This window comes from Mesorhizobium sp. BR-1-1-10 (assembly GCF_020165595.1).
In the GTDB taxonomy this organism is placed as follows: domain Bacteria; phylum Pseudomonadota; class Alphaproteobacteria; order Rhizobiales; family Rhizobiaceae; genus Mesorhizobium; species Mesorhizobium australicum.
In genome coordinates, this window is record NZ_JAIUIL010000006.1 from 119,523 (window position 1) to 133,849 (window position 14,327).

Annotated in this window: 12 protein-coding genes; 6 read left to right on the forward strand and 6 right to left on the reverse strand. The window is 61.0% G+C overall.

Annotation, left to right across the window (positions count from 1 at the left end):
• Window positions 1-25 precede the first annotated feature (25 nt).
• The 6 genes from LB555_RS14670 to LB555_RS14695 all read left to right on the forward strand — a co-directional run bounded on the left by LB555_RS14670 (window position 26) and on the right by LB555_RS14695 (window position 8,116).
• On the forward strand, window positions 26-169 hold the full coding sequence (locus LB555_RS14670) for a hypothetical protein (protein ID WP_167331116.1): 144 nt from the start codon (window positions 26-28) through the stop codon (window positions 167-169).
• A 334-nt stretch (window positions 170-503) separates the two neighbouring features.
• Window positions 504-3,233: a non-ribosomal peptide synthetase gene (locus LB555_RS14675; RefSeq protein WP_140790221.1), complete on the forward strand. Its 2,730-nt coding sequence runs from the start codon at window positions 504-506 to the stop codon at window positions 3,231-3,233.
• Complete coding sequence (gene nadE / locus LB555_RS14680) at window positions 3,230-4,213, forward strand: NAD(+) synthase (protein WP_015316402.1); 984 nt, start codon at window positions 3,230-3,232, stop codon at window positions 4,211-4,213. Before LB555_RS14675 ends, nadE begins: the two co-directional genes overlap by 4 nt.
• Window positions 4,214-4,216: 3 nt before the next feature.
• Window positions 4,217-6,238, forward strand: coding sequence for an asparagine synthase (glutamine-hydrolyzing) (asnB, locus tag LB555_RS14685; protein WP_224683144.1), 2,022 nt, complete (start codon window positions 4,217-4,219; stop codon window positions 6,236-6,238).
• Window positions 6,235-7,788, forward strand: a complete 1,554-nt coding sequence (locus LB555_RS14690) for a class I adenylate-forming enzyme family protein (RefSeq protein ID WP_015316400.1) — start codon at window positions 6,235-6,237, stop codon at window positions 7,786-7,788. The genes asnB and LB555_RS14690 overlap by 4 nt, the downstream gene beginning before the upstream one ends.
• Before the next feature lie 52 nt (window positions 7,789-7,840).
• Window positions 7,841-8,116 carry an acyl carrier protein gene (locus LB555_RS14695; RefSeq protein ID WP_015316399.1) on the forward strand — a complete coding sequence of 92 codons (276 nt, stop codon included), beginning with the start codon at window positions 7,841-7,843 and terminating at the stop codon, window positions 8,114-8,116.
• A 54-nt stretch (window positions 8,117-8,170) separates the two neighbouring features.
• On the opposite strand, the gene LB555_RS14700 is transcribed toward LB555_RS14695, so the two are convergent.
• The 6 genes from LB555_RS14700 to LB555_RS14725 all read right to left on the reverse strand — a co-directional run bounded on the left by LB555_RS14700 (window position 8,171) and on the right by LB555_RS14725 (window position 14,305).
• Window positions 8,171-8,863, reverse strand: coding sequence for a N5-glutamine methyltransferase family protein (locus LB555_RS14700; RefSeq protein WP_015316398.1), 693 nt, complete (start codon window positions 8,861-8,863; stop codon window positions 8,171-8,173).
• A gap of 60 nt (window positions 8,864-8,923) precedes the next feature.
• Window positions 8,924-10,126 carry a polysaccharide biosynthesis/export family protein gene (locus LB555_RS14705; RefSeq protein ID WP_224683145.1) on the reverse strand — a complete coding sequence of 401 codons (1,203 nt, stop codon included), beginning with the start codon at window positions 10,124-10,126 and terminating at the stop codon, window positions 8,924-8,926.
• 43 nt (window positions 10,127-10,169) lie between these two features.
• Complete coding sequence (locus LB555_RS14710) at window positions 10,170-11,432, reverse strand: hypothetical protein (RefSeq protein ID WP_015316396.1); 1,263 nt, start codon at window positions 11,430-11,432, stop codon at window positions 10,170-10,172.
• Window positions 11,429-12,433 carry an SDR family NAD(P)-dependent oxidoreductase gene (locus LB555_RS14715; RefSeq protein ID WP_015316395.1) on the reverse strand — a complete coding sequence of 335 codons (1,005 nt, stop codon included), beginning with the start codon at window positions 12,431-12,433 and terminating at the stop codon, window positions 11,429-11,431. Before LB555_RS14715 ends, LB555_RS14710 begins: the two co-directional genes overlap by 4 nt.
• A gap of 64 nt (window positions 12,434-12,497) precedes the next feature.
• Complete coding sequence (locus tag LB555_RS14720; protein WP_015316394.1) at window positions 12,498-13,172, reverse strand: sugar transferase; 675 nt, start codon at window positions 13,170-13,172, stop codon at window positions 12,498-12,500.
• On the reverse strand, window positions 13,169-14,305 hold the full coding sequence (locus tag LB555_RS14725; protein ID WP_015316393.1) for a DegT/DnrJ/EryC1/StrS family aminotransferase: 1,137 nt from the start codon (window positions 14,303-14,305) through the stop codon (window positions 13,169-13,171). Before LB555_RS14725 ends, LB555_RS14720 begins: the two co-directional genes overlap by 4 nt.
• Between the last annotated feature and the right edge of the window lie 22 nt (window positions 14,306-14,327).

A 14,327-nucleotide genomic window follows, 5' to 3' on the forward strand; every position in this document is an offset into this window, starting at 1 on the left:
GACCAAGAGGCGTCGTACACGTCCCTTGAAGGGCGAGGACGCGGAGGTCCGGCATGTCGTCGAAACGCATGACCTGTCGCCCGCTCAGGCAAGGGAGCTGGTACGTCGCCACGGCAACGATTGGCGCAAGATCGATGAGGCGGCGAAGTCATACAAGGACAGCACCTGACGGAAGCCTCCAGGTCTCTCGGGAAGACGCTAAATCCTATTTACAGCAGCGGCTCATCTCGCCTGACAGGCTTGTTCGAGAGCCCGCGATTTCCAATTGAAAAAGAAAGCCCACTGCCTCGGGGGAGTGCAGCGGGCGATCGGCTAGGAGTTGAGGGGACATCTCCACGCTGGGTAAACAACAGATCAACAGCGGATCGGTTCCAACGCTGCGCCCGTGGCAAGGAAACCCGACGCCTAATCTCTTTCCGTGCCTTGTTCATCATCAGAATGATCGATGAATTCCCCCTCTTGCAAGCTCATAACCGGGTATCAACCGTAAACCCAGGCAAGCCATGCTCCCGGCGTATTTGAATGCACCAGCAGCGGATCAGGACCATCACCAGGATTCTCGGCCCTCCCGCAGATGGATAGACGTCCCGGCCTACGCCCTGGATCAAGGTGGCCCGGCGCTGCGCCTTCATCAGAAGTTGGGCCCGGCATTTGCAGATGTCGGGATTGCCGATCAGCTCAAGAAAGTCACGGCCCAATATTCCGAAAAAGCCGCTGTGCATGACGGCGTGAATCAACTGTCGTACTTCGAGCTTGCAACTGCCGTCGAAGTCCTGTCCCGCCGGATCGCTGCCGTCGTTCCCGTGGGGCAGCCGATCGGAATTTATCAACCAAACTCCGTCTGGTACATCGTTGCTGTCCTGGCGAGCATGGCGGCGGGAAGGATTTCGGTTCCCCTCAACGCCCGGGACCCAATCGCCCGTGTCAACGAGATTGTCGGCGTCGCGCGGCTCCGCGCCATTCTTGGCGTTGGACACCGGCATGCGGGTTTACCCGAGGACATCCGGTGGATCGATGTGACTGCCAGCCCCGAGTCGACGGCGCCGCTGTCATCGACGCAATTGCCTGCCGTATCCGTCGATGCACCGGCGATGGTTCTTTACACGTCTGGCAGCACCGGATCTCCAAAGGGCATAGTCAACAGCCAGCGCAGCCTGCTCTGGCGGGTGCACCAATATGCCGATGCGTGTCACATCAATTCCGACGATGTCTTCCTCCCCTTGACCGGGCCCGCCACCATAGCCGGATGTCGAGAAATCCTGACTTCGGTCCTGTGCGGCGCCACTTTGCATATGGTCGACGTGGAAGCGATCGGCCTGCGTGCGGTTCGCGAGCGAATGCAGCAGGTTGGCGCGACGCTTACTTACCTCGTGCCCGCGCTGCTTCGCGCCCTCATGGCCAATGCCCCCGCCGATGCCTTCGGGTCGCTCAGGGTGGTCCGCGTCGGCGGCGAGAAAGTGCTTTGGACCGACATTGCCCTTTTGCGAAAGGCGATTCCTGCTCATTGCCTCGTACAGATCGGCTACTCGTCAACCGAGACGACCGGGTCACAATGGTTTCTGCCTCGCGTTCAACCAAAGAACCAAACGTCCGTGCCGGTCGGCCGGCTCTTGCCAGGAATAGCTTTTGCGATCGTCAACGAGGACGGTGACAGCGTACCGCGGGGCGGAAGCGGGGAACTCGTCATCAAGAGCCCCTACGTCTTGCTCGGCCACTGGGAAAACGGCACCGTCATCCCTGCCGAGGCGGATCCCGATGATCCAAGTCAACGGATATTCGCGACCGGCGATCTCGTCCAATTGGACAATCGGGGCCTGCTGAGGATCGTCGGCCGCAAGGGGCGGCAGATAAAGATCAACGGTCGGCGCATCGAGCCGGCCGAAGTCGAGAGGATCCTGCGCTCCGCCTCGTCAGTCGAGGATGCGGTGACGATCGTGACCGAGGCCAACGAACTGGTCGCTTTCGCGATCCCCAGGAATTCCGCCGGTCCGGCCTTCGCCGACGACCTTCGCCAGCTGCTTGCAAAGACGCTACCGCCGCCACTGCGGCCGCTTCGGCTCCACAGGGTAGAGGACATTCCGCGCCTGGCGGGCGGAAAAATAGATGTGGCGAAACTCGGGAAAATGGATCTTCTGGCCAAGAAGCCTACCCAAGTTGCCGATCCACCGATTTCAGGCAGCGATCTCAAGGCCCATCAAGCAGTGCAGAATGCCTGGACCAGGGTCCTCAACACGCGGGCAGCCGTCGGGCGATGGGATGAAGCGGGAGGGGACTCGCTGAAGCTGCTCCACTGCGTCATGGAGATCGAGAACGAAATCGGCCAGGAACTGGATCTTGAGGCATTTACCGTCGGGATGAGCGCCGAAGCGATGGTCAGCGCGGTCGCGTCCGCACAAGCCGGCAATGCGCCCGATCATGTGCTGGAGCATGATCGGCCTTTTCTCTTTCTGTTTCCCGGCTCCGTGGGCTATGGGCCTAGTCTTGCAGCCTTCGCCTCAGCCATGGGCAAAGTCGCAACGGTCCGTCCGATAAGATATCCCAGCCTCGCGACCATTCTCAGCGGCCAGAACGATCTTGCCGCCATGGTGGACGCCGCGCTTGAACAGATCAACCGCATCCAGCCGTCGGGCCATGTAAGGCTACTCGGCCACTCGCTCGGCGGAGCCGTCGCATTCGAAGTTGCCGTGCGCCTGCTGAAGGAGGGAAGGTCCGTGAAGTTTGTCGGTATCCTCGACACCAGCCTGGCTGGCGAGCGGAGCCGTCCCTGGGAGACAATCACCCGCACCTTGCGCCGGGTCCGATCCAACCGCATGTCACCCTATCGAATGGCTTGCCGTGTTTTGGCGAAGCTCACGGTCAAGGTCGGCCAGGAAGCTCGTCTTGCCCAAGCCATCGACCACTTTTCCCGAGGACAATTCAACGCAACCAGCTTCCGCATCAAGCTGGAGCTGCAGGAAGTCTTGCGTGCGCAGGCCTTCTTCCGTTGGTTGGAGCAGCCAAGAACGGTGCTCCCGATCACCGGAACGCTGTTCCGTTGCGCGCGACCGGGAATGCCTCTTGCGATCGGATGGGATCGGGTGTTCGCGGACCTGCAGGTCATCCCGATTGCCGGCAACCACATTGATCTGGTCGTCGAGCCTCACATCGGCGTCAATCGTCCGCTGATCGAGGAGGCGGTCGCTCGCACTTATTCGCCGGCCGAGTCTTCAACCATGAAAGGCAGCTTCGCGTGACTTCGCGGTTCGGCAAGGATGTTCTGGCACTGGATGCGGCCGCGGAGGTCGACCGCATCGTAGCATCCGTGCGCGAGCAGGTATTGGTCACGCTCCGCCGGCGCGGAGTGGTGGTCGGGCTCTCAGGCGGCATCGACAGTTCGGTGGTCGCGTCGTTGTGCGTGGCTGCCTTCGGCAAGGACAGGGTACTCGGGATCTTCATGCCGGAGCGTGACTCGTCCGGGGACTCGCTGAGGCTGGGGCGCGTTATCGCCGGTCAGCTGGGCATCGACACCATCGCCGAGGACATTGCGCCGGCGCTCGACGCCATCGGTGCCTATAGCCGGCAGATAGAGGCCATTCGCACCGTTGTTCCGGACTACGGCGAAGGGTGGAAATGCAAGCTGGTGCTGACCTCGGTGCTGGAGAGCAAAGGCCTCAATATCACCCGTCTCACCGTTCAGGACCCCCAGGGGAAGATCGATACCGTGCGCCTGTCAGGAGCGGCCTATCTGCAGATAGTGGCCGCGACCAATTACAAGCAGCGCATTCGCAAGATGACTGAGTACTATCACGCGGACCGTCTCGGCTATGCGGTGGCGGGCACGCCTAACCGGCTCGAATATGATCAGGGTTTTTTCGTCAAGCAAGGCGACGGAATCGCTGACCTGATGCCGATCGTCCACCTCTACAAGACGCAGGTCTATCAACTGGCGGAATATCTCGGTGTGGACGGGGAGATCCGGCGCAGGCCGCCGACGACCGACACCTTCTCCATGGCGCAGAGCCAGGAGGAGTTCTACTTCGCCCTGCCCTATCATCAGACGGACCTATGCCTCTACGGCGTGAACCATGGCATCTGCGCCGATGAGGTCGCTGATGTTGCCGGGTTGTCACCAGACGAGGTTCAGAAGGTCTTCAAGGATATCGAAGCCAAGCGTCGAGCGGCGCGCTATCTGCACGCCCAGCCTTTGCCTTCGGTGCCAATGACGGTGGACTGACGGATGTGCGGGATCGCCGGAATTGTCGCGCTGAGCGCCACTGCCCCACCTCCTTCGCGGGAAGCGCTGTTGCGTATGGTGGGCGCGCTCGCACACCGCGGACCCGACGAGCGGGGGCTGTACCGCGACCGACGTGCGGGTTTGGCGCATGCCCGCCTGTCCGTGGTCGACCTGCTGCACGGCCAGCAGCCACTCGCCGACGTGAGCGGCCTGACATGGATCGTCTTCAACGGTGAAATCTTCAACTACGTCGAATTGCGCGACAAGTTGATCGCGCTTGGTCACCGCTTCCGCACGCATAGCGACACGGAAGTCGTGCTCCACGCTTACCAGGCCTGGGGCCAGGCCGCCTTTGAACGGATGAATGGTCAATGGGCAGTCGCGATATGGGACTCTGCTGCCGGCCGCCTGATCCTGTCGCGTGACCGCTACGGCATCTGCCCGCTGTATTATTGCGAGCACGGCGGCTGCGTCTTCTTTGCAAGCGAAGTCAAAGCCATTTTCGCTGCGGAAACAGCGATTCCTCGCGCCTTTGATCCGGCAGGAATCGATCAGACATTCACATTCTGGACGGTGATCCCGCCGCAGAGCGTCTTCGAAGGCGTCAAGGAACTGCAGCCTGGACATATCCGGCTCTATGAAGGTGGCGTGGCACGGGAGACGGCCTTCTGGGAGCCGCATTATCCGCGAATTTCCGCTTCCGACCCTGAATGGTTCAGCGGCTCGTGCGACGATGCCGTCGAGGCGGTCCGCGGTGCGCTCGAAGCCGCGACGGCGCTGCGGATGGTGCAGGCCGACGTGCCGGTGGGCTGCTATTTGTCCGGTGGGCTCGACAGCTCGCTTGTCGCGGCGCTTGGGAGACGTTTCGCGGGGGAGCGCTTCCAGACATTCTCCTTGCGTTTTGCCGACGAGGAATACGACGAGACCTATTTCCAGCGCCTGGTCGCCGCCGCCACCGCGAGCGAGCACCACGAGGTGGTGATTTCCCGCCGCGACATTGCAGCGGTTTTTCCCGAGGTCGTCTACCACGCCGAGCGGCCAATCCTGAGGACGGCCCCGGCACCGCTCTTCCTTCTATCCAAGTTGGTCCGCGAGCGCGGCATCAAGGTTGTGCTGACAGGGGAAGGCGCCGACGAGATGTTCGCCGGCTACGACCTTTTCCGCGAAGGCAAGGTTCGCCGCTTCTGGGGGCGTCAACCTGCTTCGAGCCGGCGTGCGCGACTGCTCGAGCGTCTCTACCCCTATCTGTCGCGCTCACCGGTGCACCAACAGGCCATGGCGCGACAGTTCTTCGGGCGCGATCTTCATGCCTGCGACAGGCCCGGCTTTGCACATGACACGCGCTGGCGCACCACGAGCGCCATCAAGCGCCTATTCTGCCCCGACATGCGCGGCGCCTCGCAGCACCGCAATGCGGTCTCCGAACTGCTCGCCCCTCTCCCCGCCGAATTTTCGCGATGGAGCTTCCTTGCCCAGGACCAGTATCTCGAAATCCGAACGCTGATGTCGGGCTACCTGCTCTCCTCGCAGGGCGACAGGATGCTGATGGCACACTCGGTCGAGGGACGCTTCCCCTATCTCGACGACGATGTCGTGGCGCTCGCGAATTCGCTTCCGGATGCTTACAAGTTGCGCATCCTCGACGAAAAGCACGTGCTCAAGCGAGTGGCGCAGCCGATCGTCCCACCGCAAGTCGTTGCCCGCACGAAGCAGCCCTACAGGGCGCCAAATGCGCTTAGTTTCGTTGGTCATGATGCACCAGATTACATTCGCGAAGCACTGTCGGACACGGCATTGCGCGCGGCAAACGTCTTCGATCCGAAATCGGTGGCTTTCCTGCTTGGAAAGTGCCGGTCCAGGGCCGGCGGCGGCGATCTCTCCAACTCCGACAACATGGCACTGGTCGGCGTGCTGTCGACCCAGCTTCTGCATCAGCAGTTCATCGCGAGCCGCCCGGGCGGAGCGGACAAAGCCGAGCTCAGGATCGACGTTGATCACGAACAGCGGGAAAGGGTCCTGGCATGATCCACGGCGCCGTACCACTCCTGCAGGACTACCTCATCCATTCCGCCGTCCGGCTTGGCGGCAAGATCGCGTTGGTGGCCGGCAAGCAACGTGTCACCTATGCGGAGATCGATGAGCGCTCCGACAGGATCGCGCATTTCCTGGCCGCGGCGGGCGTCGAGCGTGGCGACCGCGTCATGATCTTCGCCGACAATACGGTCGAAACCGTCGTCAGCTTCTGGGCGGTGCTCAAGGCGAACGCCGTGGTCTGCATCGTCAACCCGCTTACGAAAAGCGAGAAGCTTCATTACCTGCTCAACGATTGCCTGCCAGCGGCGCTGATCACGGACAGCCATCTACACTCGATATTCTGCCAACCGTCGCGCGACTGTCACTCGCTGCGGGCGGTGATTGTCTCTGGGACGATCAACGAGGCCGAGTTCAACCGATTGCCGCACGCCGTTCGCTGGGACACGATCGTCGACAGACCTTCTGTTGCGCCGCCGCGCAAATCGATCGACATCGATCTCGCGGCCATCGTCTACACCTCCGGATCCACCGGCGAACCCAAGGGGGTCATGTTGACGCACGGCAACATGACTGCCGCGTGCACATCGATCGCCTCCTACCTGGAACTGCGTGAAGATGAGGTGATCCTCAACGTCCTGCCCCTCGCCTTCGACTACGGGCTCTATCAAATGATCATGGCCTTTCGCACCGGCGCACGGCTCGTCCTCGAACGCTCCTTCGCTTTTCCGGCGCAGATCCTTCAGGTGATCAAGGACGAGCAGATCACAGGCTTTCCGGGCGTGCCCACGATCTTCGCGGCGCTTGCGGAGCTCAGATCGCTGAAGAGCAACGATTTCGCGAGCATCCGCTATGTCACCAATACCGCGGCCGCCCTGCCGCTCAAGCAGATTGCCATGCTCAGGGAGCTGTTTTCGGGCGCACGCATCTATTCCATGTACGGCCTCACCGAATGCAAACGCTGCAGCTATCTGCCGCCCGACGATCTCGGGCGAAAGCCCCTCAGCGTAGGCATTGCCATTCCCAACACAGAAGTGTGGATCGTCGACGAGAGTGGCAGGCGGGTCGGTCCGGGCGTCGTTGGCCAACTTGTAGTCCGCGGCGCAACGGTGATGAAAGGCTATTGGGGCAAGCCAGAGGCCACGGCAAGGAAGCTGAAGCCGGGGCCGCTGCCGGGCGAGCAGGTCCTCTACACGGGCGACTACTGCCGGATGGACGCTGAAGGCTATTTGTACTTCGTCGGCCGTGGTGACGAGATCATAAAATCACGAGGCGAAAAGGTCGCTCCCAAAGAGGTGGAAAGCGTGCTGATGGACGTCCCTGGGGTGAAGGAAGCCGCGGTCATCGGTGTTCCCGACGACCTCCTCGGGCAAGCGGTCAAAGCATTCGTCGTCATCGAGCAGGGAAGAATTGTCGGCGAAAGGCAGCTCCTGATGGAGTGCCGGAAACGGCTGGAGAATTTCATGGTGCCAAAGACCATCGTCATCGTGCCCAGCCTGCCGATGACCGATACCGGAAAACTCAAGAAAGCGGCCCTGTCGTAGATTGTTTCAGAAGCGCGATCGCAAGTCGCCTTTGCAACGGAGGATGGATTAGATGGATTCCATGATATCGGCCGCGGAAAGCGACGACATTCATATCAACCAGATCCGCAGCTTCCTGGCCTCGAATTTCTACATCGCGGACGTCAAGGCGCTATCCCTCACCGCATCATTGCTCGATCAGGGGATCGTCGACTCGACCGGAGTGCTCGAGGTGATCGGGTTCATCGAAGAGACTTTCGGCATCACAGTGGAAGACAGTGAACTCCTGCCGGAAAACCTCGATTCGATTCAAGGAATCGCGCGGTTCATCGTTCGCAAGAAGAAATGATCTGGCGCAAGAAGCAATGATCTGGACGGTCGGCCCGATACCGGCCGAACGCGGTCATGCCTGCCGCCTGGCCCCTGCCAGGACCACCCGCACTTCACCGGCATGGTTGGCGAAGGTGCGTATCTGCTCGTAGCCCTTGCTGCGCTCCAGAAGACTTATGACCTGGCGGTCCTGACCAAGCCCCACCTCGAACAGCAGGACGCCGCCTGGTCGGAGGTAGCGCAGCGCGTCCTTGACGACCCGCATATGAATGCTGAGCCCATAAGGACCGGCCGCGAATGCCTCTCGCGGCTCAAGCACGACCAGATGGCGGCGATCACCCTCGAGCCGCTTCTCCGAAATGTAGGGCGGATTGCAGACGATGGCATCAAGCGTGCCGTCGAGCTCCAGTCCGGACACGCCTTCGAACAAATCACCCTGATGCACTGAAATCCGGTCAGTCAAGCCATGATGAACGACATTTCGTCGCGCCGCGCCGATACAGCCGTCGGTAAGATCGCAGGCCCAAACTCGCACGGATTGGATATGGCTAGCGATCGCGCAGGCCAGGTTGCCGGCGCCACAGCACATGTCGACGACACGCGGCGCCGGCAGATCCATTGCGCGCAGAACATCTACGGCAATGGAGCCGAGCAGCTCTGTTTCCGGCCGCGGCACCAGCGCACCGGGCGCAACCAGGATCTCCATTCCCATGAAGGTGATGCTGCCTTTGTTGTAAGCGCCGGCGACGCTGATCTCTTCGCTCACGACCGTTCTCGCAACGACATCGAAGATATTGCCGCTGCCGGCGACGCCGGCAGGGATTGTCTATTGCACCGCCGCGCTTTCGAGCGCGCTGCTGAATCTGACCTCGATCGTATCACCCGGCGCCACCGCGGTATCCTGGTCGGCCGGCTGCTTGCGCCATTGCGCATCGACGGAGCGGATGATCGTCACCTGGGCCCGCACGGTTTCGCCGCCGATCGGCTGCGGCAAGGCGGATGCTCCCTGCGGCTGCAATTTCTGGCTGACCGCGTGCAGCCTTGCGGTGATGTCGGCAAGGCGCGCCTGTGTATCCCGCAACTCGTTCAACAAACCGGCACGCCTCTGGTTGTCATTGCGCTCGATCTGCCTTGCAAGATCATCCTGTTGGCGCCGAGCCCGCATGAGTTCGACCGAAGTTTCAAGCGCACGGCTCGAGGACAGAAGTACCGCGCGCCGGACATCGGCGAGCCGGTTGTTGGTCAGGTTGCCAGCCTTGAAGAGCTTGGTCACCTGCGCCAAATCCTCTTCATCGGCCTTGACTCCATCGGCTTCGTCCTGCTCGCGCTGGAGCAACGCCTGGACCTGGGTCGCTGCATCCTTGGCGCCCTTCTCCAGAAAGCTCTGCTCCTGCCCGAAATTGTCCAGCGAGAGCTTCAGCCCTTCTGCCTCGGCCTGCGCGATTTCGGTTGCGAGGGAAGAAGACAGCGGAAAGCCCTGGGGGGCCTTCATGTCGAAATCGGGCTGCTTTTGAAGTTCGGCACGTATGCGCGCACTGTGGAAATAGTCCTTGATGTATTCTCCCCAGATCGTCTCATAATCGCGCTGCAAGTCCGTTGGGTCCGGCCCAGCCTGGTTCGCCCGTGCACGCAAGAGGCTGAAGCCGCCGGCGACGGCTATCGCCTGCCGAACCGTCATGAGCGGACGAAAGGCTTGCTGCCCAGGAGCGAGCACTTCGCCAGTCACGTAGATCGGACGGTATTCAGCGATGGTCGCCGTCACGTCGCCGGGCCTGACGACCGCCACCTGCTCACGGCCGTCCGGCATGCGTATGTGGTAGATCTTGGTCGGCAGGATCGCCTGCAAGCGCGTCTGAAGTTCGGACGGAGTCAGGCCGGCGACAGGCACCGTGCCTGCCTCGGCGAGGACGATGGTGCCGTCCATCTGCACCACCGCACGCTGCGTCCGCTCGGGAAGCGAGGTGATTGCGACCTCGATGGTGTCTCCGGGCGAAATTCGATAGATCGTCGCATCCGCTGCCGCAGTCATTGGCAGGGCGCAAAGCATCGCAAGTGTCGCAAGGAAGAATCGGCTAAGGTTGACCATTCGCGACAATCTCCTTCTTGTCCTGGTTTTCGGGCCAGTCGACGCGGGTGACGAAGTCGTAAACCGGTCCACCGGCCACGCCCCAATTGCTGGACCAGATCACCTGTGTGCCGTCCGGCGAAGGTGACGCATGCGTCTCGCTCCAGTAGTCGAATGGCGCGTTGCGTGTCTGCACGATGCGCCGAACTTCGCCGCTGCCGTCGATGCGCAACGCGATGACTTCCCGTGCATATGGTGCCCAGCCTGGATTGGCCGATACCTCCTCAGGGTTGCCGCCATAGGTCAGGAAGACCCAGCCGGGCCGCTTCAGAGCCCGCGACGATGCATGCTCTGCTTCGCCGTATCCGGTCAGGGAGGTCACCTTCCCATCGGACAGTCTTCGCTTGACTACGTGATACTTGTCGGGGCCGGATTTGCTGATGCCTACATAGACCTCGCTGCCGTCGTCATCGAGCGTAAGGTCTCCGTGGCCGGGGCGGTGATGGTCCGTCCACCTCTGTCGCAAGGTGCCATCGACACTGAAAATGGCCCTCTGCTCGGTGCCGTCGGCCAGGTTTTGAAAGCAAAGGATGTTCGTGCCGAGCGGGGAGATGGTACAGGAGCTGGTGGTTCCGGGAACCAGAGCGAGATCGATGTCCGGGAATTTGAACCGATCCGCGAGATCGAAGGCGAACACCACCGCTTTTCCATCCGCGCGGACAGCGCGGACGGCTATACGGTTGCCGTCACGGCTTGGATTGCCCTTCGACGGCCCGAACTGCAGATCGTGGTATTGAGCCGTGACGAAGACAACGTCTTCGTGGTTTGTCCTTGGCGCCCATGTCGAGATCTTCCGATCCTCAACGCAGATCATCACGTCTGCGTTTCGAGGATGCCATTCGCATTCACCGCCTTTGTCGCGGTGGAATAGCGGAGCATATGTCTTGCCGTCGAGGAAGCACAGCCCGTTGCAGCCATTGGCCAGCACGAGCAGGCTTTGGTCCGCATTCCAGGCTTGAGCGCTCGAATAGCGATGACTGCAATATTTCGTCCCACACACGACACCTCCCCCAAGTGCGCCGGGTTTGGTGATGCGCATGAAATTCGTGCCGAATGCCGGATCTGTCGCGGGATGCAGATAATCTGGGAGATCCATCGGCATTGGCGCGACGAACGTCGTGGACATGCTGTTTCCCTGGCTGTCGGCCGCCCGCAGCAGGACAGCAAAGGCGATCAGGAGCAGTGCCAATGGGAGTGGGTAAAACCTCATGTCATGTAGCTCATTTCGCGACGTACCCGACCTTCGCCGAGGCGCGCCCGCCACCAATCGATGGTTCTGGCCAAGCCGTGGCGCAAACTCGTTTGCGCAGTCCATCCGGTTTCACGTTCGAGCCGTGATGAATCGGCCAGCAGAGCGCGAACCTCGGAGTTTTGCGGCCGCAATCGACTCTCGTCGCGGTGGACGGGCTTCTTGCAGTTGCTCAGCTCGAGCACGAGATCGAGCACGTCCGATATGGTCACGGCACGCTGGCTTCCAGCATTATAGGCATGGCCGAATTCGAGTGTGGCTGAACCCGCGCTCAGGAAGGCAGCCGCTGTGTCCTCGACGAAGGTCAGGTCGCGGACCGGGCTGGTATCTCCCACCATGATCGAAACACATTTTGGATCGAGCGCCTGCCGGATGATTGTCGGTATTATGGCTCGTTCGCTTTGTCGCGGCCCGAATGTATTGAACGGCCGGAGGATCACGACGGGCAGGTCGAACGATCTGGCATAGGACTGCGCCATCATGTCGGCGCCGATCTTGGACGCCGAATATGGCGATTGTCCCTGAAGAGGATGGGACTCGCTGATCGGCATGCTGAGCGCCGTGCCGTAAACCTCACTGGTCGAGGTGTGAATGATCCGTTCCGTCTCCCATTGGCGGGCCGCTTCAAGGACATTCAGCGTCCCCATGATATTGGTTTCCACATAGGACTGGGCGGCCGCGTATGAGTACGGGATCGCGATAAGCGCAGCGAGATGAAACACGACGGCTTGGCCGCGCACGATCCGGTTCAGGAATGCACCGTCGCGTACATCGCCTCGAACGAGTTTCAGATGACCTCGGATGTCGTCTGGCAGATCATCCAGCCATCCATGACTGTCGAATGAATTATAGAGGGCCAATGCGGTCACCTCGGCACCGTTGCGGACGAGTGCCTCGGTCAGATGCGATCCAATGAACCCATCCGCGCCGGTGACCAGAACTCTCTTGCCATTGTAGCTCATAACCAGGTGTTCCTTCTTTCACCTGAAGCGCTCCGGTTGCCGAGCGCGCACACAGAAACAGCCTTCAACGCCTGAGTAGCCCGACAGGCACCCAGCCGATTACCGCCAGAAAACCGAGGATCATCCACACAACATCCGAAGCGATGGTTCGTCGGGGATAATAGGAAAGATCGAACTTGGCTTTGATCGGAAACAGCGCCTCCCTGTAGAAGGACGACAGGTCTCCTGAGACCGGGTAGAGAGAGGCTTCGTGACGGAAAAGAACTTGCGTCGGGCCGACCAAGCCGGGTTTATATCTTAGGACCGCCTCGAAGCCGCCATGGAAGCAGTCAGCAAAGGCGAGGCTTTCCGGCCGTGGCCCGACGATGGCCATGTCGCCTCTGAGCACATTCCAGAGTTGCGGCAACTCATCCAGTTTGGTGCTGGCCAAAATGCGCCCGATCTTCGTCAGCCGACGGTCGCCTATGCTGGTCAACGCAGGGCCCTGAGGATCACACAGAACCTCGAATTTGCGGAACTTATAGATATGAAACATGCGCCCCCCTGCACCGATGCGAGGCTGCCGGAAAAGCACGGGGCGTCCGCCCTCGAGAAATAGCGCAAATGCAATCAGCAACATCAGCGGCGCGAAAACGATCGCGGCCAAGGATGCGGCCACGACATCCATCGCCCGTCTGCTAAAACCATGGCTCACGCCTGACACGACGGGCGGGTGGATGGACAGATCAAACGCGTTCATGCGGCGGTTCCCGCGTGGATGCCGCTATTGAGCGCGGTCGCCAAGACGTCCACCACGGCTTCAACCGCGGGCGCGGTAATCTGAGGATGCAGCGGAATGGTCAACTCGCGTTCCGCGAAATCCTCGGTGCGCGGCAGGTGAGTACCCGGGTAAAGCTCACGGTAGAGGGTCATCTGATGAACGGGCGGGTAATGGACCGTGGTTTGTATGTCCTGCGCCCGCAGTTCATCGACGACATGCTGCCTATTGACGTAGCGCGGCAAGAGGATCGGCATGATGTGGTAAGCCGAGGCTCGCGGTTCTTCGAAGGGTATTGTGATTGCCGGGCAACGCAACGCGATAAGGCGCCGGTACAACACGACAAGAATGCGCCGTATCTCGTTCCACTCCTGCAGGTTCTGGAGTTGAACCAAGCCGATCGCGGCCCGCATTTCATCCATTCGGTAGTTGAAGCCGAGCATAGTCACATCGTAATGCGCGGTGCGGCTGTTCAGTCGCTGGCGTGTTCCGGTGGTCATGCCGTGCGCGCGAGCCTGGCGAATCCTGTCCAGCAGTTGGGGGTCCCGGGCAATTACGGCCCCGCCCTCCGCCGTCGTCATGTTCTTGTTGCCATAGAAGCTGAAGGCGGCGCCCGCACCAAAGGTGCCAACCGCTTTTAGGCCGGGAGCATGTGCCGCATCCTCGATGATCGAGAGCCCGCGTGCGCTGGCGAATGCTTGCCAGGCGTCCTTGTCGGCAAGATAGCCGGCGAAATGAACCAGGATCACGGCCCTGGTGCGAGGGCTGCAGCGTGCTTCTGCTTCTTTGAGCGACATCAGAGGGACGTCTGCCGATTCTATGTCGACAAAGACAGGAGTGGCGCCGACATAGAGCACTGCGTTCGCGGTAGCCACGAAGGTCAGCGAAGGAACCAGCACCTCGTCGCCCGGACCAATCCCCAATCCGTGAAGGATAAGATGAAGGGCTGCGGTGCAGGAACTAACCGCTACGCAGTCCTCCGCCTCGTGCATCAAGGCAAACGCCTCTTCGAAAGCCCGGACCCGTTCACCCATCGTCAGCCAACCGCTGTCGATCACTTTCGCCAGAGCCGCTTTTTCTGGCACTCCCAGGACCGGGGAACTTACCAAGAGCATCGTCACCTCCTCGATGATCCTC

Coding starts and splice junctions, on each gene's coding strand:
- LB555_RS14675 (WP_140790221.1), top strand. CDS start 504: ATGCTCCCGGCGTATTTGAATGCACCAGCAGCGGATCAGGACCATCAC.
- asnB (WP_224683144.1), top strand. CDS start 4,217: ATGTGCGGGATCGCCGGAATTGTCGCGCTGAGCGCCACTGCCCCACCT.
- LB555_RS14690 (WP_015316400.1), top strand. CDS start 6,235: ATGATCCACGGCGCCGTACCACTCCTGCAGGACTACCTCATCCATTCC.
- LB555_RS14695 (WP_015316399.1), top strand. CDS start 7,841: ATGGATTCCATGATATCGGCCGCGGAAAGCGACGACATTCATATCAAC.
- LB555_RS14705 (WP_224683145.1), bottom strand. CDS start 10,126: ATGACTGCGGCAGCGGATGCGACGATCTATCGAATTTCGCCCGGAGAC.
- LB555_RS14710 (WP_015316396.1), bottom strand. CDS start 11,432: ATGAGGTTTTACCCACTCCCATTGGCACTGCTCCTGATCGCCTTTGCT.
- LB555_RS14715 (WP_015316395.1), bottom strand. CDS start 12,433: ATGAGCTACAATGGCAAGAGAGTTCTGGTCACCGGCGCGGATGGGTTC.
- LB555_RS14720 (WP_015316394.1), bottom strand. CDS start 13,172: ATGAACGCGTTTGATCTGTCCATCCACCCGCCCGTCGTGTCAGGCGTG.
- LB555_RS14725 (WP_015316393.1), bottom strand. CDS start 14,305: ATGCTCTTGGTAAGTTCCCCGGTCCTGGGAGTGCCAGAAAAAGCGGCT.